The sequence below is a fragment of the Aquimarina rubra genome, from assembly GCF_042684305.1.
GTDB lineage: Bacteria > Bacteroidota > Bacteroidia > Flavobacteriales > Flavobacteriaceae > Aquimarina > Aquimarina rubra.
This window is the reverse complement of record NZ_JBHULE010000035.1, coordinates 617,827-637,172: the sequence shown is the minus strand read 5'-3', so window position 1 is coordinate 637,172 and position 19,346 is coordinate 617,827. Positions and strand designations below refer to the sequence as shown.

Here is a 19,346-nt window from a genome sequence, read left to right as displayed (position 1 = left end):
AAACCAAGAAATTAAGCTCAACTACATATTTTGAATGCCACGCTAATGCAAGTTTGTTTCGCTAAATCAATAAAGCGCAACCAGAGGTTGCGCTTTAAAACTAACAAAAAAACAACAATGAACTATTATGTTACGCTTCCTATGAGAGCGGAAAGCAACGTTAAGTTCACTTGATCGTTATGATACTTATTTTCTCTTTCATTTTTTTTGTAAAAACCACTATGGATTGTTTCTTGTAACCTGTATGGAATTAGATAAACTGAAACAACCTTTCAGATCATTAGCATTCATACCAGCCTCTGCACCTTCTAATCCATCTTCAAAACGTAAATACCAGATCAGACAAACTCCAGCTCCTGCGCTATCGAAATTCTCTGCTTGAACCATTTCTAAGGTTGGAGGTAACCCTAATATTTCTCCCTGGTCATCCGTTATTACCCAAGTACTATTCGTTCCGGAAGCATCTCCACTTAATGTGATTCCGCTTACCATATCGGGTGTTCCATCCACGGTAAACACAAACTCATTATTAGTTCCTCCTGATATCATTCCTGCATTGGCATTACAATTTCGAATTACTTCAATAGAATTAGATAAATCAAATGTTCCAGTAATTTCTCCAACAGTAGCAGCAGTTGCTATATTAGAGTCATCCTCGTAACGCGCATACCATATAAAACAAGTTCCCGGTCCAGCAGCGTTAAAATCCACACCCTGCACCATTTCTAAAGTTCCCGGGCGACCTAGAATATTATTCATTTCATCAGTAATCACCCAAGTACTATTCGTTCCGAAAGCATTGGTATCATCCAATGTAATTCCAGATACCATATCTGGTGTTCCATCTACGTCGAACTCAAAAGGGCCTCCAGAAATACTTCCTGCATTTACTACTTGATTACGAACTACAGTGATTGAATTAGAGAGATCAAAATCTCCCGTTATATCGTTCGCATTCATTCCCATTTCTAGTCCTGTTACTGCACCATTATATCTAGCGTACCAGATCAAACAAGTTCCTGCTCCTGCTCCGTCGAAATTAACACCTTCTACAGCTTCTAGTGTAGGAGGCATTCCTAAAATATTTCCTTGATCATCAGTAATCACCCAGGTACTATTTTCACCGAATGCAGTAGAGGCATCTAATGTGATTCCGGAAACCATATCGGCTTCGCCATCCACATCAAACTCAAAAGGGCCACCAGAAATTGTACCCGCATTTGCGACACGTATTGTATCGTCATCATCGCTACAGGAAACTGCAATTAAACCAATCGCTAGCATTCCTATCATTAATTTTTTAAACATTGCTTTTTGTTTTATGATTATTATTACTGTAAAAGTAAATTCATAAAACTTTTTAAAATGTTAGCTAGCTAACACTAAGCGACATTTTTTAAACGAATTTCCTTTCGATTAAAATCAATTTGTTTCGATTCTTTTAATTCGTTCATAATAATATTAAGCGTAGGGCGTGAAGTACCGATCAAGTTGGCAATATCTCTTTGGGTATAAGGGTGTTGAATAACTGTATCTCCTGTATTAGGACAGCAATACCCAAAATCTTCTTTGAGTTCGTCAAAGAATTCTAGTAGTCGAGTTTTGGTATCTTTAAATAGTAGCAACTGTAATCTTCTTTCGAGTCGTTTAAAACGCATACCGATAAATTTATACACTTTTAGACTAAAGGTTTGATTATCGCGCATTAAGTCGTGCATCGTTTGCACTCCAATGGGGCAAATAGAAGTCGCATTATCAACAGACTGAGCAAACTCTGTTCTTCTGTCTTCTCCTAGAATTGCTTTTTCTCCAAAAAGCTCTCCTCGAGTTAAGATTGCTTTTACCACTTCGTTACCGTCTTCAGAATAGTAGCCTATTTTTACTTTTCCTTTTTCGATCAAATATACTTTGTTTGCCGAATCTTCTTCGAAGTAGATATAATCACTTTTTTTATAAGCGTCGAAGTCGTGATGTTTCTTGTACTTTTTAAATTTATGAGGACATAATACCTTAAAGAGATTGGCATCCTCAAAAAACCAGATTGCACTCATGATGTTTGTGTTTTTTATTAAGTTAGTTAGATCTCAAATTAATGATATCATGAAAGGTGTCGTAATCCACGTACTAACCTTACAAAGAAATTGGTGATTTTTTTTAAAGATCCATGGAATACAATGTCTATGTATAATAATAACAGCTTCTTTATAGGAAACCCTATATATGCATAAAAAAACTCCCAAAAGTAATTTTTGAGAGTTCCTATTGATATGTATTATATTTATTCTAAAATACGTTTTCGTATAACAGATAGACTGTCATCGATGACTAATTTACCATCTTTAAAAACTGTCTGAAACAATCCCTGAGTTTCTTCTTCTATAGTACATTGATCTTTTAGGGCAATTTCTCCATTAGACTTATACAGTTGCATCAATCCTTTTGCAGATTTTTTGGTTCCATCATCTGTGATAGGGTCTTTAAAAATTTCTCTTCCTTCTCCGTTTACCTCAACATACGTAGCCTTCATAGCAAATCCAAAAGTATCTCTGGTATTATATTGATAGGTAAAGCTTCCTATACCAAGAACTACGTTGGTAGATGCAAAACCTTTTTGCTTTAGACGTTCACAAATCTGGGTAGCTCTATCAATTGTGATACTATCCCCATAAATAGCTCCAATTTTTGGGTTGAGTACTTTATACCCTTGTTCATTAATGGTTCCTCCAAATTCATCCCATAGTAATTCGATGACTCCTTTGGCGATTACCGGATCTTTGTGTTCGCAACCACAAATGATATCCACAGGATCACCAGAATCTGGTCTAATTACTAGTTTACCTTCACGCTGTAGAATTTCATTTTTTAACTTAGGAAGATATTCTGTCAATACTTTCCAGAGGTCCCAGGTATCAGATACTACAGATAAAATTCCGGCCGGATAGGTTTCCAATAATCTTCTGAAAGTACCGATCTCATCATCTTTACTACCGGCACACATTACACTATGTTCTGTAGCATTAACGCTACCAATTACTAATTCTTTGGTCACATCAGCATTATAATACATTTCATATGCTTTTGCTACGGGTAAGGTATCACTACCTGAAAATGAGAGTGCATGCCCCATACCACTTAGGATCGAAGATTCTGTACCAGACATTCCTCTCATGGAAAAATCATGACCTTGCCAGGTGATAAATTCCAAGTTTTCTTTATCAGTTTCTGAAGCGTAGTTACTAAGGATTTTTTGGTATTGTTTTGCAATAGTAGCAGAAGTACACGGTTGCCATATAATACTGGACAATAAGGTTTCTAAATAGTTTGTTAGCCAAAAATACTCCGGTTTTGTATTCACTAAGGTAAACATTGGTACTCTAATAGGAACCTCTGTGCCTTCAGGCAATGCTTTTATTTCTATTGGCAAATAGCCTAAATCATGTAATTCTGAAATATGCTGGATATCATAATCCACACCTAAATAATGATCCACATATTTTTTATATTCTGAAACAACTTCTTTTTTTGGGAGGTTGAAAAAGCTTTCATTAAATCTTTTGATCAAATATTCTTTAACAAAATACTGTAATCCAAAAAATACTACATTATCAATTCCTTCTATCCTGCTCTTTCTGGGAGTCCAGTTAGAATACACTAAGGTTGTTCCATCTGGATATTGTTCTTTATGACCTAATTTGTAACCGTCTGTTAATAATAGTGGATTCATATATGTTTATTATTTTGCGTTAATTATACGCAAATATAGTTTTTATTTTTAAACTGTAAAAATTTAAAATAAACTTTCTTGAGGATTATTCTAAAACTAATATAATAGATGCTAGTTTTCTCGCTTTAGATTCATGTGTTCTTTAAACACTTTTTGAAAGTTAATCAGATTCACTTCCTCATTTTTCACTTCCGAACCTTCTTTATATTCAATATAGAATGAGTTTTCCTTTTTCTCAATGAAACGAATTCCACTTTCTATTCTTCCATCATCGCCGGTTGTTACATATCCTCTCCATATTTCTGGTTCTTTAAGACGTGTGTCTTTTTCTCTCTTAATCTCATTTATAGAAGCCTCTATAAAATCATTAAAAAAGTTTTGTATATCTTGAGAAATGAAAATTTCAGGTTTTTCAAAATAGATCTTTGCCACATCTATTATATCTAATCTAGATGAATATTCTTTAAAACCATTAGTCCCGTATATATAAGTTTCCTCATTTTGATCATATATATACAATGTACTATTTGGAGGCAGGTTTTCTAACCCTTTTGTTATGAAATATTTAGAACCTATTTCCTTATCATTTATGGTATAGGAAGCTACCCAATTACCGCTCTTATTAAACATTTTTACCTCTAACTTATCTCCTACTGCCGCCAACGTTGGTGATCCTATGAAGATCGTATCTGAACGCAAGATTACAGAATTTCTTTGATAATAATGTATAGCAAATACATCCACGTGCATTGCTATAACTTTTTTGTTCTCAATTTTTCTTGAAATTATTCCTGAATCCAATTCCTCATACTCATACCCATCTATTATTTTACCATTCTGATAAACAGATTTAATATTTAATTTTGGCTTATATACATCTTTCATATACGCCTCATAATCTTCTTCACTCATTACTTCTCCTTCTTGCTCTTGTAAATCTTCTATTTCAGTGGTTTCTGCTCCTAATGCCATTTGATAGACATCTAAAGAATATTGAAATTTTGCTTCTCCATTTTCATAATAATCTACTGTTGGAAATTCATCATTTCCTTTTGAGAAATATCCGTTATACGGTTTACCATTTTTATAAAAGCCTTTATATACTTTTTGAGGTTTTTCGACAATAATGAAGGAATCGTCTTCTATGAAATCATCCATATGTTGAGAGTTTACAGGGTTAAATAAAAGAACGCAGAATACTGAAAGAAAAGTAACTTTGACACTACTTTTGATAGTGTTTCCTGATGGAAATTTGACAACAATCATTTACGAAATTTTAGAAGATAAAAGTAAGTGCAATTTTCTATAGAAAATACCCTGTTTTCAGTTAAAACAGAAAGTGTTAATTTCGACCTTTTTCATCAGGATACAAAGAAGGTAGAGCATCACTTTGCCAAAATTCTTTGGTATCGATATCTAGTATAGTAAGTTTTCCGGTAAAAGCTGCACCTGTATCGATATTCCATAGGTTATATGCTTTTATCGGTGAGTCCTGTTTATAATTCGTGGTAGGTGTATGCCCTATGTAGATTTCTTTATAATGATTGAATCGTTTTGGAGAAGTAAGTATATCTTCAAGCGTTTTTTCTGCTACTTTATCCGCAAGTAGTGCAGCTTCCCATAATGTTCTATCCCAGTAGTAATTGGATTCATATTCTTCCTTACCTACTCCGTGCATGGAAGTAAATCCGGCATGAACAAAAAGCCTGTTTTCCGAATCTATATAGTAATTCTGTAAGTCTTTAAAAAACTGTTTATGGGCATCACTGGTTAGCAAACCGGATTGAATATAACTATCTATTGTTTCTTTTCCTCCATGAGCTAACCAAACAGGATTTGTAGCTCCTTTATCCAGCCATAAACCACACCACAAATCGTGATTCCCTCTTATAAAAACACATGTATTAGATATCGAAAGATTTATTAATTTCTGAATTGTTTCTGCTGATTCACTCCACCCATCGACGTAATCTCCTAAGAAGATTAATTTATCTTCTGATGTTACTTTAGCTCTTTCTAACACCTGTATTAATGCTTTGTACCCTCCATGAATGTCTCCAATTACTAGTGTTCTCATAATATTCCTTTTTAAGACCTGTCAGGTTTTGAAAACCTGACAGGTCTAACTCCTTATTTTTTGAACTCAATATATTCTGGAGCAACAACGTCTGTCAACCACACACCATTATCAGATTGATAAAACTCAATCCCTTTACGGTGCATCTCACCAGATCGAACAGTAAGTATGATGGGTACTCCTCTCCGAGAACCAACTCTCATTGCAGTTTCTCGTTCTTCACTAAGATGTACGTGATGTCTGCTCATCTTTAGCAAACCTTTTCTTCGTATATCCTCTATGAACTTTCCTACTGTTCCGTGATATAAAAATTCTGGTGGCTCTATGGGTGTATACTTCAAATCAACTTGTATAGAATGTCCTTGATTCGCTCTGATCTTGGTTTCATCTTCATTAAATGCAAAACGCTTTTTATCATTGGTGGCAACGACTTCTTTTAGCGTTTCTATGTTTAGTTGCTTACGATGTGCGTTTGCTTTACTTATTAATTCACCTACATCTGCCCAACCGTTTTCATCTAATTCTAATCCGATCTTTCCTGGATTGTGCCTTAGGATAAGGCTTAGAAATTTACTTATTTGTATAGTATTTGTTTTCATTTTATTATTTCTTCTATTTCAGTTTGAGCTTGTCGAAGAGTAATTTTTCTAAAAATTTGCTTCGACACCCTCCGCCTGATATATTAACTCAATTCCTGAGTTCTATTTATTATTTCTTTTAACTCTTCATAATCAGAAAGCACTAAAAACAAATCATGCTCATATTCTGGTATGATATTTAGTTTTAACGAGTTGACGATTGCATTCCAGAAATCTCCAATTAAAAATACTTTAGGTCTATTGACTATTGATTCTTTTCGGATAATATCTAATGTCAAAAACACTTCTGATAATGTCCCAATACCTCCTTTTTGAACAATAAAAAGGTCTGTTTTATCAATTAGTAGTTCTAATCTTTGATAAAGGTTTTCTGTTACAACAGTTTCTGTTAGAAAATCATTTCCTTGAACTGAACCTACTTGCTTACAAGTAATTCCAACAGCCTTTCCTCCAGCATCAGTAATACCTTTAGACACTGCCTCCATCATTCCACCATATCCTCCATTCTTAACTATATATCCTTTTTCTGCTAATAAGGAACCTATTTTTATCGTTTCTTTATATTCTTTACTATTTCGATCTTTACCAGACCCTCCAAATAATGCTGCATATTTTATATCTTCCATGTCCTTAACAATTTGTCATACAGGTTATAATTCTCCTTATCAAAGCAAACAAAAATCACCTCTTCTATTTCATCTGATTTAAAATCATTAACCGTTTCAATAGCAATTTTGGCTGCTAACTCTTTTGGAAACTTATAGATTCCTGTACTGATGTTGGGAAAAGCAATAGTCTTAACCGCATTCTCTTGCGCCAATCTTAAAGAATTCATATAACAATTAGCTAACAGTTCTTCTTTATCTTTTCCTCCTTGATTCCATACTGGACCTACGGTATGAATTACATACTTAGCAGGAAGATTACCAGCAGTAGTAATGACTGCTTCTCCCGGATTGCATTTTCCTTGGGTAGCTCTAATCTTTCTACAAGCCTCTAAAATTTCATAACCTCCTTTTCGATGAATCGCACCATCAACTCCTCCGCCACCTAATAAAGAAGTATTAGCTGCATTGACAATGGCATCTACTTTTATAGCAGTAATATCAGATTGGAGTAGTTTTAGTTTCATTTTATTTTTTGTTACGTTTACCTAATTCCTATTCTTCGTTTTGTATCATCAGGAACTTCATATATTTTTTCTCCAGGCACTAATCTTTTAGCTTCTTTATATTTCCCTTCTTTTAGTAATAACCGGATTTTCTTAGTTAAGGGAGTTAAATCAGTTATTTCTTGTATCCACTCTTCATTATATTCTTTGATCAAACCTCTACCGATTCCTACTTGTATGGATCTGATTTGCATCTTAGCGCCTTTCAAAGTTCTTTCCGGATCCCATTGAATATGAACTTTTGCGTTTTTAAATTCCTTATCCCATAAAGCTCCGTTTTTATAAATAGCTTTATCCGGATCTGTTAGCACTCCTATTGATAAAGCTTTTTCCCAATGGGTTCTCTTTATTTTTATTCCGAGGATATACTCTTGATTGGATTTTGTTCCCCAATTACTTCGCTCCATTAACCATAAATAGGATGGTTTAATCCAAGTCATTCGATTAAAAGAAAAAGGTGATTCGAACTTATTATTCTTGATAGCAGGCAACGCAATGGATTTACCATATGCCTGATACACAGTAACTGTCTCTTTATCATAATCTGCTCTTATTGCCTGTATCATTTTTATATTGCTGCTATTATTTTAACTTTAAATACGTATTCAATTTCTCATTTCCAAAAATTATTGGTTTCTCCAAAGGAGTTATTAACGCTTCTAAATTATTAGATTTCACCAATTGATATTGTTCTTTTACAAATTCTGAAATATCCTCTATCTCCAAAATATCTTCTGAAGCATACGATTTTATAAACTCCTTTCTTAATCCTATCTGAATTGCTCTTCTTTCTAATTTAGAACCATAAGGATCGTGATCAGGATCCCATTGTAATCTCACATTAGAATTAGCCACATTTGCTTGCCAATCCTCGTAAGATTTGTATAACTCAGGCTTAAAAGAAGAATATACAGCATTGTTTAGGTATCTCTCAAAAGCTTCTCGCTTTAGATGTATAGCTAGTACAACTTCTTGCCCTTCTTTTGTTCCCCATCCATTGCGATACATCATCCAGAGAAAATTAGGCTTAATCCAAGTCATCCTTTCAAGACTAAATGATCCTCCAAAAAATTGATTTTCTACCGCGAAATTTCCAATTTCTGGTCTATATGATTGATATACTACTATTTTCTCATCATCATACTGTGCCATAATATGATAGCCTGATTGTGGCCAGTTTTGTTCTTGTTCTTTATATCTTATTAATTCTAATTTCATTTTAATTATTTTTTAAACTATCCTTTATGGACTCAACATTTCCCTCACCTCCATCAAGACAAAACCCAATAGGTTCTGTCCTCTCCATAAATTTGGGTTTTGTGCTTTTTCGTTTGCTTGTCCCATTCCGATTCCCCATATGCGATCTCTGGGACTAGCTTCTACTATAATTCTTTTTTTCGTATTCAATAAAAAGGCAGCAAGGTCTTGATGCTGAGAAAACTTATAATAGTTTCCTTGTTTTACAATCTCATATTTATGAGCATCCCATATTTTAGCATCAAAGTTTTTAACTTTTCTTCCTAATTGTTTGGCTTCCATAGGATGATTACAATCGATGATTTCTTTTAAAATAGCAACGTCTTCAAACAATCTGGCTTTTTCAGCCATCATCCAATGCTCTGCTGTTTTATATTGAATTCCTTCAACCTCGAAAGATTGATTCCACCATTGACTAAAACAGCTTTTACCAATACTTCCGTCTTTATTAGGCGTATGTCCCCAAAAGAATAGATACTTTAGGCTTTTACCTTTATTAAATTGTTCTTGTATGTTTTGTATTGTGTATTTCATTATTTCTTTTTTTACTCTTTTCTTTTTTGCATTGCCCAACCCTTCGACAAGCTCAGGATGACAAACAAAAAAGTCTAGTCTTATAATATTTCATCTAAAAAATATTGCTCTCTTCACTAAATTAAATTAAAACGTTTTTGAATTATTTAAGCTTTTGTTTTCAAAGGAAAATGTAACTTCAAATAACCTTTTTACTCTTCACAAATTTAATTTTACGTTTCGTTCACTTCATTTTTTACGTTGAAATTTCAATAGGACGTTTTACATTAATTGAGCTTTTAAAAAATCTTTCATTCCTACTATATTTATTTTTATTTTACCATTAAAATACTCGTGATAATCATCTCTTATTATTTTCTGACTTTTCACCATAGCTAAAGATTCTTTCTTAAGGATATCTATTAAGATTCTCTCCATGTTATTTTTATTGGAATCAATATCTATTACATTAGATAATGATGGATCGACAAAATTCAATACTAATTTTTCATTGTGAACTACAGCATTTTTAATACTAGTATTTATGTGTGCATCTCCGAACGAATACCCTATAATGTACATCTCATTAGTTAACATACAGTCTCTATCAAAAGTTGACTGCATCTGTCTAAAAGGTGATAGGAAAGATTTTTGTGTCTTATGATATCCTGTTACAATATTAGACATCAAAATATTCTTTCCTTTCTCCATTTCTAGCATGGGTAAATCAGTACTATTTATTGGTAAACCTGGATCAGGTTTCAATATAACTTGGGGATCAATTTCAAAACCATTTTCTCTAGTTTTAATTCTCCAAAAAACGGAACCGTGCAAACTATAATGTACATTGCAATCAAAGTCTGATAAAATCTTCTTGAGATCTATATTAACATTCTCTTGAGGTACAAATTCGCCTGTATCAAATCCTTCAAAAACTTTAATTCCAACTCTCTCAGAAAGAATTTTAAATACTCGATCATAATTTAAAGTATACATTCTTAGAATTGAATTTTTCGATATTTGCTTCATCCAATTTTGGAAATTTTCATTCAATTCTTTCTTTTCATCTGTCACAACTAATGAATGTCCTTTCGTATGATATGTATACTTAGAAATTCTATTACTAATATCTGTGAGGAGGTTTAACAGTAAATGTTGGAAAAAGAACTGCTTTGGAGATTCATTTGAATATGAATTCTTAATAAAATCTTGAGAAACCTTAGGGATATCAATAGTATAACCATGTTTCTCTTCTCCACCTCTAATTGAAAAATTCAGCAGCTCATTTTCAAATTTAGAATCCAAAAAGACTTTACTAAATGAATTAGTTTTCTTTCTATCTGCATACGAATAATAAATTATGAAATCCTCTATAATGTTTATTATTGTCTCAAAATTAATTTCAGTTTCATCGTATCCTTCTTTACTTAAAACCTCATATATAAATTTGGTAATTCTAGTTTCATTGTCTTTACAATAAAAACCATAATCTTTTATCGACTCTGTAAGCTCCCAAGTTGTAGGTCCGCCAAAATCTATTACTGCTCCTGCACCAAATAAAATAACTGTTCTTTTTTTGTCTTCATCCATCATGTTTCCTTCTTTTAATTCCTTATATACATTCTTTTTACATTCCTCACCATTCGATCTTCTCAGTTTAACAAAACTGATTATATGACAGAAAACTGCACCACTTTTTCCTCTTCTACATCTCTAAAAGAATTCGTTGTAAAAACAGTATCAAATGATTGATTTAATGCTGCAAATCCTTTACTGAAAATACCATGACTTACTGCCAGGCTTAATTTTCCTGCATTTTTTTCTTTTAATGCTGTTGCCAATCCTAAAAACGTTCCTCCTCCATCACAGATATCGTCTACAATCACACAATGTTTTCCTTTCAGGTCTTCTTCATATACTCTAAAGCCTGACAGCTTTCCGGTTTTTACATCTCGTTTCTTAGAACATTCTACTACTGCTATTCCTCCTAAATACTCTGATACTTTATAGATCTTTTTTAAAGCTCCACCATCAGGAGATATCAATAGCACCTGTTCATTAATCTGATCCAAACATTTCTTTACAAATTCATAATTTGAGATCACTTTTACATTATTCAACAAAGCTGGTGTCACCTCAGAATGCGGATCGAAAACCGTTACTTGGTTATATTTTTGGGCATTTATGATATCTGCATAGACTTTTACACTTAGAGACTCGCCACTGACCATCACTCTATCCTGCCTTGCCGCCGGAAAATATGGTATTAATACATTAATCAATTTTACATCCATTCTTCGCAATGCATCTGTAGCAACTAATAACAAACCAACATCATTAAAAGAATTCAATCGATGCGTAATGATTACTTCATTTTCTATAGACTTTTCGGATATTTTGATATGTGGCTCTCCCCCATTAAAAACAAAAGAGTTAAACTCAATTGATTTCCCGTAAGGAGTAAATGATGAATCTAAATGTAAATACTGCATAATTGTGTTATTTTTACGCAAATATAGAATAGATGAATTTATATACAAAATATTTTGCGTAAAAAATACAGTAAAATATTTTTTTAAGTAAATGAATCCTACTACCGAAACAAAAAATAAACTAATACTTAGTTCTTTTTCTTGACTACTATAAGACGGTTTTTAATCACTTTGATGTTTACCTTTTCTGCAAAAGATCCACTAAATCATGTTTTAATCACTTTTTCTAACAAACCTTAAAACCACAAGATCATGAAAAACTGGAGTTCACCTTTTACAAGTTATGTTCGTATCGTATCGCTAAATACCATACTAGCTTTATTTTTTGGAGTACTAGCTTATGCTCAATCATCAACTTTTAAACATAAAGCTACGGCTACAAATACATCAGGATATATCACAACAATAGATAATCCAAGAACAAACAACAGACCCGGAGCAATATTATTTGTTACTCATGATTATGCCTCAGGCCAATACAACAGTTCTCCTGTTGGAGTGTATTATTATGGAGGAAAATGGAGGATTTTTAATCAAAACAGAGCAACTATGAGTGTAAATACCACATTTAATGTGTTAACACAAACATCTGCGGATGCGCGTGTATTTATCCATAGTGCAACAAGCTCTAACACCAATAGTCATATAACTACAATAGATCATCCTGCAACTAACAATAACTCATCAGCCAAAATTATACTTACTCAATTTTGGACTTCAACATACAATCCACATAGCGTTGGTGTGTATTATTATGGCGGAAAATGGCATATTTTTAATCAAGATTTTGTTGCTATGCCGGTTGGTGCCAAATTTAATATAATAGTAGATCACAGCAAGTCTTTTACTCATACAGCTTCATCCAATTCTACCAGCCATATTACCACTCTCAATGATTTTGACACTAATAATAGGCCTAATTCTTTTGTTTTTACCACTAACAATTGGGGGACTAGTGGTCCGTATAATGCCCATGAGGTTGGTGTGTGGTATAATGGCGGAAGATGGAAACTCTATAACGAAGATCGCACTACGATTCCGTCCAACGCCAAGTTTAATGTAATTGCTTTTGACTTATCAGCTCCTAATATAAGTGGTTACTATACTTGCAACGATGGAGGACATTATTATATTCGTCAAACCGGGCAAGATATTTATTGGTTTGGCGAACATCCCAACGGAGGTTGGGCAAATGTTTTCAAAGGAAGAGTAAATGGATATCAAATAACAGGACAATTTTATGATGTACCTAAAGGAAGGGCTCAAGGAAGCGGTACGCTCACATTAGCTATAAATGCTACAGGAACTTCTATATCCAAAACTGGTGGCAGTGGTTTTGGAGGATCCTTGTGGTCGAAAACTACACGACCAACAAATCTGCTAAGCTCGAGACCAGCAGGTTTTCATAGTATAAATAATCAAAACGTTCTAAATGGAAAATGGAGAGGAAATGATAATGGTTCCTATTACATCCGCCAGGTAGGAAATACTGTTATTTGGTTCGGAGAACGTAATTATAACTCAGGAATACCTGGTTGGGCAAATGTTGCGGTAGGTACCAGAACTGGGAATATGATACAGCTTAACTGGATTGATGTGCCTAAAGGAAATGCCCGCGGTCAAGGGACTCTAACACTCTTTGTGCGTAATAAAAACGAAATTACAAGAAGTGCTGTTACCGGAGGTTTTGGAGGCTCTAATTGGAAACGAGGAGCAGAAGAAGTTCCAAGTAGCATCCTAAGTGAGTTTGGATATGGAACCATGAGAGTTAATGGAAAACAAGCCAGAGGTAGTAGGCCATTATTAGTTATTAGAAACCAATATAGTGATATGAGATTTCATAACCCTCATACTGTTTCGTATTATGACACTATGTTTTTTGGAAGCGGTACAGGAAGTAGCAATCCATCGGTAAGAGAATATTTCAAAGAAAATTCTTATGGTAATTTCACTTTTCATAAGGCTGGTATCGTAACTGTAACCATGGAAGATAATCCTAGTACTTCTATCAACGAATCTTTACTTAATTGTTCTGGTCGAAGAATGCTAAATGGAAATTCTTTATGTCCAGGTGTTTCCGGAAGATGGGAAGATGACATCCCTAAAATGATTGAATTGGCTGCTACCAGAGCAAGATTTGATTTTAGTCGTTATGACACAAATGGTGATAAAACCATTACCGCTGATGAGTTGCAAATTGTAATTATTGGAGCAGATATCCCTATTTCAGGGACAACCGCCACACATCCAGTATCGTTCGCAGATAGTGGCGCCAATCGATGGTCCGGTAATGCAGATTTTAGCGGCGGATACAAATATAGAGGATCCGTAGCTATATGTGGAGAAGGAACTGGATTTGCAACGTTAGTTCATGAAATTTCTCATTCGTTAGGAACAAAAGATTTATATGGAGCTGGTTTCAGACTTAATCAACGCTCCACTATAATGAGTGGTACTATTACATCCAGAGAAGATGATAAATGGTCTATAAATATGGATTCTTATCACAAAATGCGATTAGGATGGGTACAACCTCGAGTGTATCAAATATCTGAGGGTGGAGGCAGTATGGTTGTTAATGCTAACACCCTGGGTGGCAATGCACTTACAGATGCCAAAAGACCTGTTATTCTTTATGATCCTGCAAAAGGTACTAGTGAATACTTTATGTTAGAGGCTCGTTTGACAGCAAGTAGCACTTCTTGGGGGTTTGATAATCTTCTCTCTGGAAATGGAATAAAAGTATGGAGGGTTAAAACAAAATCAAACCATCTTCCTAAAGATAACCGAATCATTCTAAGAGGGCCTAACAGTACGATAGAAAGCAGACGATCCGGTGATGATATAAATATTACAAATGCCAGTGGTTTGCTTTGGGAAATTCATAATGGTCAAAACGATAGTAGAAATACTTCGCTACGAGGAGATGATATAGAAGGTCACGATTTTCACTTATATACGCTTAGCCCGGATACTCCTTTACCAGGCCGCGGAAGATCCTGGTTACAAACGGATGGCAACAATACCGGAATGATATGGTCTAGCGGAAATAACTCTAAATTAAAACTATCGTCTTACGACAGTTCTGGTTCTCCTGGTTTTCATATCGTAGATTGGATCCTGGATCCATCTATACCCACACGCTCTTCGATAGAAGCAATAACATCAAAAAACTCTGATAGGGAAAAAATAAGTATCCCAACATACATGGGAGCCTGTCACATCGATTATAGAAATCGAGAAAATACAATGCATATTGCACAAACTCCGCAATTGGATTTTGAAACAATCGCTAAAAACTCTAATCAATTAATATCCAATATACCTAATCCTTTTACAGATCAAACGGTAATCACTATACAACTTGCTCCCGGATTTGTTTCTGGTAGTATACAGATTACCGATGTTACCGGAAAAGCTATACAAAAGATTTCGTTGCAAAAAGATCAGAAACAAATCAACTTTCGAAAAGGAACGCTCAAAGCCGGTGTTTACTTTTATTCATTAGTTGTAAACGGACAGTTAATTAAAACCAATAAAATGATAATTGGAAACTAATCATAAAGCAAAACACATAAAGTCTGAATTTCTTGTTTTTACAACTTGGAATTCAGGCTTATTTTATATCAAAAAGGAAGCCTTCTTCTTTAAGCTTGAAGTATTGTTTATGATTGAATTTGAAAAGATTAGCTGGCCTTCCTCTTCCTTCGGATATTTTTTCTTTTAGTTCTTCTAAAATACCAAAACTTAGAATCTTCTTTCTAAAATTTCTTCTGTCAATCTGCTTATCCAAAATAGTCATATACAGTTTCTCTAAATCCGAGAACAGGAACTTATCAGCAAGTAAATCAAAACCTATGGGTTCATAGGTCAATTTATTACGTAGTCTCTTTTTAGCCATATCAAGAATTACAGCATGATCAAAAGCTAATTCAGGAAGTTCATTGATATCGAACCAAGCCACATCATTTGCATCTGTATCTGCTTTTATACTATGATGCTCTGGTTTTACTAAACCAAAATAGGTAACACTTACCACTCTATTTCTAGGATCTCTACCGGGTTTACCAAAAGAATACAGCTGCTCTAAATAATCAACAGTTACGTTAGTTTCTTCTTTAAGCTCACGTTCCACAGCATCTTCTAGGCTTTCATTCTCCAACACCAAACCACCTGGTATTGCCCACGAATCTTTATACGGCTCTACATCTCTTTTAATCAAAAGCACATGTAATGCTTTATCTTTATAACCAAAGACTACTGCATCAACCGCTACTTTAATATTTTGGCGTACCATATACGCAAATTTACAAAATTCAGTGGCTTTATAAAACAAAAACTCCCGAAGAATAGTCTTCAGGAGTTTTAAATAGTTTATTATATCTAATCGATTCTTAAGCGTTTTGCTTTTTGATTAAATTTAAAGCAGAACCTTCTTTAAACCACTCAATTTGAGCATGGTTATAGGTATGGTTTACTTCGATTATATCTTTTGATCCATCTGCGTGAACAAACTCGATATTTAAAGTCTTCTCTGGTGAGAACTCGTGCAGATCTAAGAAGTTGATGGTATCATCTTCCTGAATTTTGTCATAATCTGACTCATTTACAAAAGTAAGCCCCAACATACCTTGTTTCTTAAGGTTTGTTTCGTGTATACGTGCAAATGATTTTACAATTACAGCCACAACACCTAAGTGTCTTGGTTCCATTGCAGCGTGCTCACGAGAAGAACCTTCTCCGTAGTTATGATCACCTACTACAATAGTAGGAACTCCTGCCGCTTTATAAGCTCTTTGTACGTTAGGAACTCCGTCATATTCACCATTTAATTGATTTTTCACGAAGTTAGTTTTCTTATTATAAGCGTTCACTGCTCCGATCAAACAGTTATTAGAAATATTATCTAAATGTCCTCTATAACGTAACCAGGGACCTGCCATAGAGATATGGTCTGTAGTACATTTACCAAAAGCTTTGATCAATAATTTAGCTCCTTTAATTTCGTTCCCAATTGGCTCAAATGGAGTTAATAATTGAAGCCTTTCTGAGGTAGGACTTACATTTACTTCTACTCCAGAACCATCTTCTTGTGGAGCGATATATCCAGCATCTTCTACTTCAAATCCTTTTGGAGGTAATTCCCATCCGGTTGGCTCTTCGAACATTACTTCTTGCCCTTCTTCATTGATCAACTTATCTGTTAACGGATTGAAATCTAAGCGTCCTGAAACAGCAATTGCAGCAGTCAATTCTGGAGATGCTACAAAAGCGTGTGTATTTGGGTTACCATCCGCACGTTTGGCAAAGTTTCTGTTAAAGGAGTGAACGATACTGTTTTTTGGAGCATTTTTAGGATCACTATATCTTGCCCATTGCCCGATACAAGGTCCACAAGCGTTGGTAAAAATCTTAGCATCCAATTTTTCGAATATTCCAAGAATACCATCTCTCTCTGCTGTATATCTTACTTGCTCAGAACCAGGATTGATTCCTAATTCTGCTTTCATTTTTAATCCTTTGTCTAATGCTTGTTGTGCAATCGAAGAAGCACGAGATAAATCCTCGTAAGAAGAGTTGGTACAAGAACCTATTAATCCCCATTCTACTTGTAATGGCCAATCGTTAGCTTTTGCTTTTTCGGTCATTGTAACACCCACTTCTGTAGATAAATCCGGAGTAAATGGTCCATTTAATAATGGTCCAAGTTCAGATAGATTGATTTCAATTACTTGATCAAAATATTGTTCTGGATTTGCATATACTTCTGGATCTGCTGTTAAGTGCTCTTTCACTTTATTTGCAGCATCTGCAACATCTTCTCTATCCGTAGCACGTAAATAACGTTCCATAGATTCATCGTAACCAAAGGTAGATGTTGTAGCTCCAATTTCGGCACCCATATTACAGATAGTACCTTTTCCTGTACAAGACATAGATGTTGCTCCAGGGCCAAAATATTCTACAATAGCTCCGGTTCCACCTTTTACAGTAAGAATTTCTGCTACTTTTAAAATTACGTCTTTTGGCGCTGTCCAACCAGATAATTTACCTGTTAACTTTACACCTATTAATTTAGGAAATTTTAATTCCCAGGGCATTCCTGCCATTACATCCACTGCATCAGCTCCACCAACACCTATGGCTACCATTCCTAATCCTCCTGCATTTACTGTATGCGAATCGGTACCAATCATCATACCTCCAGGGAATGCATAGTTTTCTAGTACTACCTGGTGAATAATCCCAGCTCCCGGTTTCCAGAACCCAATTCCATATTTATCTGATACTGATTCTAAAAAGTTAAACACTTCGCTACTAGTATCCATAGCAGATTTTAAATCTTTATCTGCGCCTACTTTTGCCTGAATTAGGTGATCGCAATGTACCGTTGTTGGTACAGCAACTTTCTTTTTACCGGCTTGCATGAATTGCAACAGTGCCATCTGAGCGGTTGCATCTTGACACGCGATACGGTCTGGTGCAAAATCAACATAGTCTTTTCCTCTCTTAAAAGCATTTTTTGCTTTCCCATCCCAAAGGTGTGAGTATAAAATTTTCTCTGCTAATGTCAAAGGTTTTCCAGTCACTTCTCGAGCAGCATCTACTCTTTCTGCAACCTGAGCATAAACCTTTTTTATCATATCGATATCGAATGCCATATAGTTGTGTTTTATGTATTGAAAAGTCCGACGAAAATACAAATTTTAAAGGATTTTATTAAATGAATGGCGTTAATAATCCTTTTTTACGTTTTTGAAAAAAATATCATATTTATTTACAGAAATCGTCAATTATGAAACAAGTAAAATAGTAATCGTATAAAAAAACATCTAATATTTTAACCCGTATCCTTAATAATTACGAAAACGTTATAGTAAAATGTTAAATTATTGGCTTAAAAACATCAGATTTCTTAGAAATGCATAAAAAAAGTGAAGTTTAATAACTTCACTTTTTGTCTATAACGTAAACTAAATTTATCGATCTCTATTTTTTCCTTTTCTGTGATCAGGATCTCTCCTTCTTTTTTTCTTCTTTAGTTCTCCATACTTTTTCAGCTGTTCCTCGTTCAGAGATGCTTCAAATTTACTTTTCTCTGATTTCATAGCTTCCTTGTGTGATTTTTTCATCTCTTTTTGTTCATCACTTAAGGTAGGTTTTAAGGCTTTATGCTTTCCTTTTCTAGAAAGATCTTCATTTTGAACAATTGCTAATTGCTCTTCTGTATAGGTTGCCTGCAAAGTCTTTCTATGTTCTGTATGTAATTGTCTTTGGTATTCTAATTGTGCCTTTTGATCTTCAGAAAGGCTTTCATTAAACTCTTTTCTTAATTCTCTCTTTTGTTTACGATTTTCTCTCCTATCTAATCCATCATCTTCTGATTGTGCAGACACCGTTAAGATTCCTAAAAACAGTATCATCGCGTAAGCTAAAATATTTTTCATTTACTAATTTTCTTTTTATTAAACTATATCTCTAATGAACGTTCAACAATATGACTTATAGAAAT

At 34.3% G+C, this 19,346-nt stretch carries 17 protein-coding genes; 1 reads left to right on the top strand and 16 read right to left on the bottom strand.

The window, feature by feature from the left end:
* Positions 1-219 precede the first annotated feature (219 nt).
* The 13 genes from ACFSR1_RS22625 to prs form a co-directional block, all read right to left on the bottom strand.
* On the bottom strand, positions 220-1,308 hold the full coding sequence (locus ACFSR1_RS22625) for a hypothetical protein (RefSeq protein ID WP_378295302.1): 1,089 nt from the start codon (positions 1,306-1,308) through the stop codon (positions 220-222).
* A gap of 74 nt (positions 1,309-1,382) precedes the next feature.
* On the bottom strand, positions 1,383-2,051 hold the full coding sequence (locus ACFSR1_RS22620) for a Crp/Fnr family transcriptional regulator (protein ID WP_378295301.1): 669 nt from the start codon (positions 2,049-2,051) through the stop codon (positions 1,383-1,385).
* 227 nt (positions 2,052-2,278) lie between these two features.
* Entirely contained in the window at positions 2,279-3,724 is a 1,446-nt protein-coding gene (locus tag ACFSR1_RS22615; RefSeq protein ID WP_378295300.1) for a nicotinate phosphoribosyltransferase, read from the bottom strand.
* Between the two features lie 111 nt (positions 3,725-3,835).
* On the bottom strand, positions 3,836-4,990 hold the full coding sequence (locus ACFSR1_RS22610; RefSeq protein WP_378295299.1) for a hypothetical protein: 1,155 nt from the start codon (positions 4,988-4,990) through the stop codon (positions 3,836-3,838).
* Positions 4,991-5,066: 76 nt separating this feature from the next.
* Positions 5,067-5,801, bottom strand: a complete 735-nt coding sequence (locus tag ACFSR1_RS22605; RefSeq protein ID WP_378295298.1) for a metallophosphoesterase family protein — start codon at positions 5,799-5,801, stop codon at positions 5,067-5,069.
* Positions 5,802-5,854: 53 nt separating this feature from the next.
* Positions 5,855-6,400 (bottom strand): RNA 2'-phosphotransferase, encoded by a 546-nt coding sequence (locus ACFSR1_RS22600; RefSeq protein WP_378295297.1) that lies wholly within the window; start codon positions 6,398-6,400, stop codon positions 5,855-5,857.
* Between the two features lie 83 nt (positions 6,401-6,483).
* Positions 6,484-7,026, bottom strand: coding sequence for an LOG family protein (locus ACFSR1_RS22595; protein WP_378295296.1), 543 nt, complete (start codon positions 7,024-7,026; stop codon positions 6,484-6,486).
* Positions 7,014-7,532 carry an O-acetyl-ADP-ribose deacetylase gene (locus tag ACFSR1_RS22590; protein WP_378295295.1) on the bottom strand — a complete coding sequence of 173 codons (519 nt, stop codon included), beginning with the start codon at positions 7,530-7,532 and terminating at the stop codon, positions 7,014-7,016. Before ACFSR1_RS22590 ends, ACFSR1_RS22595 begins: the two co-directional genes overlap by 13 nt.
* Positions 7,533-7,549: 17 nt before the next feature.
* Complete coding sequence (locus ACFSR1_RS22585; protein ID WP_378295294.1) at positions 7,550-8,137, bottom strand: DUF4291 domain-containing protein; 588 nt, start codon at positions 8,135-8,137, stop codon at positions 7,550-7,552.
* A 16-nt stretch (positions 8,138-8,153) separates the two neighbouring features.
* Positions 8,154-8,789, bottom strand: coding sequence for a DUF4291 domain-containing protein (locus tag ACFSR1_RS22580; RefSeq protein ID WP_378295293.1), 636 nt, complete (start codon positions 8,787-8,789; stop codon positions 8,154-8,156).
* 24 nt (positions 8,790-8,813) lie between these two features.
* Positions 8,814-9,362, bottom strand: coding sequence for an NADAR family protein (locus tag ACFSR1_RS22575; protein ID WP_378295292.1), 549 nt, complete (start codon positions 9,360-9,362; stop codon positions 8,814-8,816).
* Positions 9,363-9,623: 261 nt separating this feature from the next.
* Positions 9,624-10,934, bottom strand: a complete 1,311-nt coding sequence (locus ACFSR1_RS22570) for a hypothetical protein (RefSeq protein WP_378295291.1) — start codon at positions 10,932-10,934, stop codon at positions 9,624-9,626.
* A gap of 77 nt (positions 10,935-11,011) precedes the next feature.
* Entirely contained in the window at positions 11,012-11,833 is an 822-nt protein-coding gene (gene prs, locus ACFSR1_RS22565) for a ribose-phosphate diphosphokinase (RefSeq protein WP_378295290.1), read from the bottom strand.
* A gap of 252 nt (positions 11,834-12,085) precedes the next feature.
* Here prs and ACFSR1_RS22560 point away from each other — a divergent pair, with 252 nt between their 5' ends.
* Positions 12,086-15,391: a DUF7452 domain-containing protein gene (locus ACFSR1_RS22560; RefSeq protein WP_378295289.1), complete on the top strand. Its 3,306-nt coding sequence runs from the start codon at positions 12,086-12,088 to the stop codon at positions 15,389-15,391.
* 58 nt (positions 15,392-15,449) lie between these two features.
* Here the strand turns inward: ACFSR1_RS22560 and ACFSR1_RS22555 are convergent, their stop codons facing one another.
* The 3 genes from ACFSR1_RS22555 to ACFSR1_RS22545 all read right to left on the bottom strand — a co-directional run bounded on the left by ACFSR1_RS22555 (position 15,450) and on the right by ACFSR1_RS22545 (position 19,281).
* Complete coding sequence (locus tag ACFSR1_RS22555) at positions 15,450-16,130, bottom strand: NUDIX hydrolase (RefSeq protein ID WP_378295288.1); 681 nt, start codon at positions 16,128-16,130, stop codon at positions 15,450-15,452.
* A 97-nt stretch (positions 16,131-16,227) separates the two neighbouring features.
* Positions 16,228-18,495: an aconitate hydratase gene (locus ACFSR1_RS22550; protein WP_378295287.1), complete on the bottom strand. Its 2,268-nt coding sequence runs from the start codon at positions 18,493-18,495 to the stop codon at positions 16,228-16,230.
* 318 nt (positions 18,496-18,813) lie between these two features.
* Positions 18,814-19,281 (bottom strand): hypothetical protein, encoded by a 468-nt coding sequence (locus tag ACFSR1_RS22545; RefSeq protein WP_378295286.1) that lies wholly within the window; start codon positions 19,279-19,281, stop codon positions 18,814-18,816.
* Positions 19,282-19,346: the final 65 nt, after the last annotated feature.

What these genes read in the sequence shown, in the direction of transcription:
- ACFSR1_RS22625 (WP_378295302.1), bottom strand. Translation starts at nt 1,308, where the DNA reads ATGTTTAAAAAATTAATGATAGGAATGCTAGCGATTGGTTTAATTGCA.
- ACFSR1_RS22620 (WP_378295301.1), bottom strand. Translation starts at nt 2,051, where the DNA reads ATGAGTGCAATCTGGTTTTTTGAGGATGCCAATCTCTTTAAGGTATTA.
- ACFSR1_RS22615 (WP_378295300.1), bottom strand. Translation starts at nt 3,724, where the DNA reads ATGAATCCACTATTATTAACAGACGGTTACAAATTAGGTCATAAAGAA.
- ACFSR1_RS22610 (WP_378295299.1), bottom strand. Translation starts at nt 4,990, where the DNA reads ATGATTGTTGTCAAATTTCCATCAGGAAACACTATCAAAAGTAGTGTC.
- ACFSR1_RS22605 (WP_378295298.1), bottom strand. Translation starts at nt 5,801, where the DNA reads ATGAGAACACTAGTAATTGGAGACATTCATGGAGGGTACAAAGCATTA.
- ACFSR1_RS22600 (WP_378295297.1), bottom strand. Translation starts at nt 6,400, where the DNA reads ATGAAAACAAATACTATACAAATAAGTAAATTTCTAAGCCTTATCCTA.
- ACFSR1_RS22595 (WP_378295296.1), bottom strand. Translation starts at nt 7,026, where the DNA reads ATGGAAGATATAAAATATGCAGCATTATTTGGAGGGTCTGGTAAAGAT.
- ACFSR1_RS22590 (WP_378295295.1), bottom strand. Translation starts at nt 7,532, where the DNA reads ATGAAACTAAAACTACTCCAATCTGATATTACTGCTATAAAAGTAGAT.
- ACFSR1_RS22585 (WP_378295294.1), bottom strand. Translation starts at nt 8,137, where the DNA reads ATGATACAGGCAATAAGAGCAGATTATGATAAAGAGACAGTTACTGTG.
- ACFSR1_RS22580 (WP_378295293.1), bottom strand. Translation starts at nt 8,789, where the DNA reads ATGAAATTAGAATTAATAAGATATAAAGAACAAGAACAAAACTGGCCA.
- ACFSR1_RS22575 (WP_378295292.1), bottom strand. Translation starts at nt 9,362, where the DNA reads ATGAAATACACAATACAAAACATACAAGAACAATTTAATAAAGGTAAA.
- ACFSR1_RS22570 (WP_378295291.1), bottom strand. Translation starts at nt 10,934, where the DNA reads ATGATGGATGAAGACAAAAAAAGAACAGTTATTTTATTTGGTGCAGGA.
- prs (WP_378295290.1), bottom strand. Translation starts at nt 11,833, where the DNA reads ATGCAGTATTTACATTTAGATTCATCATTTACTCCTTACGGGAAATCA.
- ACFSR1_RS22560 (WP_378295289.1), top strand. Translation starts at nt 12,086, where the DNA reads ATGAAAAACTGGAGTTCACCTTTTACAAGTTATGTTCGTATCGTATCG.
- ACFSR1_RS22555 (WP_378295288.1), bottom strand. Translation starts at nt 16,130, where the DNA reads ATGGTACGCCAAAATATTAAAGTAGCGGTTGATGCAGTAGTCTTTGGT.
- ACFSR1_RS22550 (WP_378295287.1), bottom strand. Translation starts at nt 18,495, where the DNA reads ATGGCATTCGATATCGATATGATAAAAAAGGTTTATGCTCAGGTTGCA.
- ACFSR1_RS22545 (WP_378295286.1), bottom strand. Translation starts at nt 19,281, where the DNA reads ATGAAAAATATTTTAGCTTACGCGATGATACTGTTTTTAGGAATCTTA.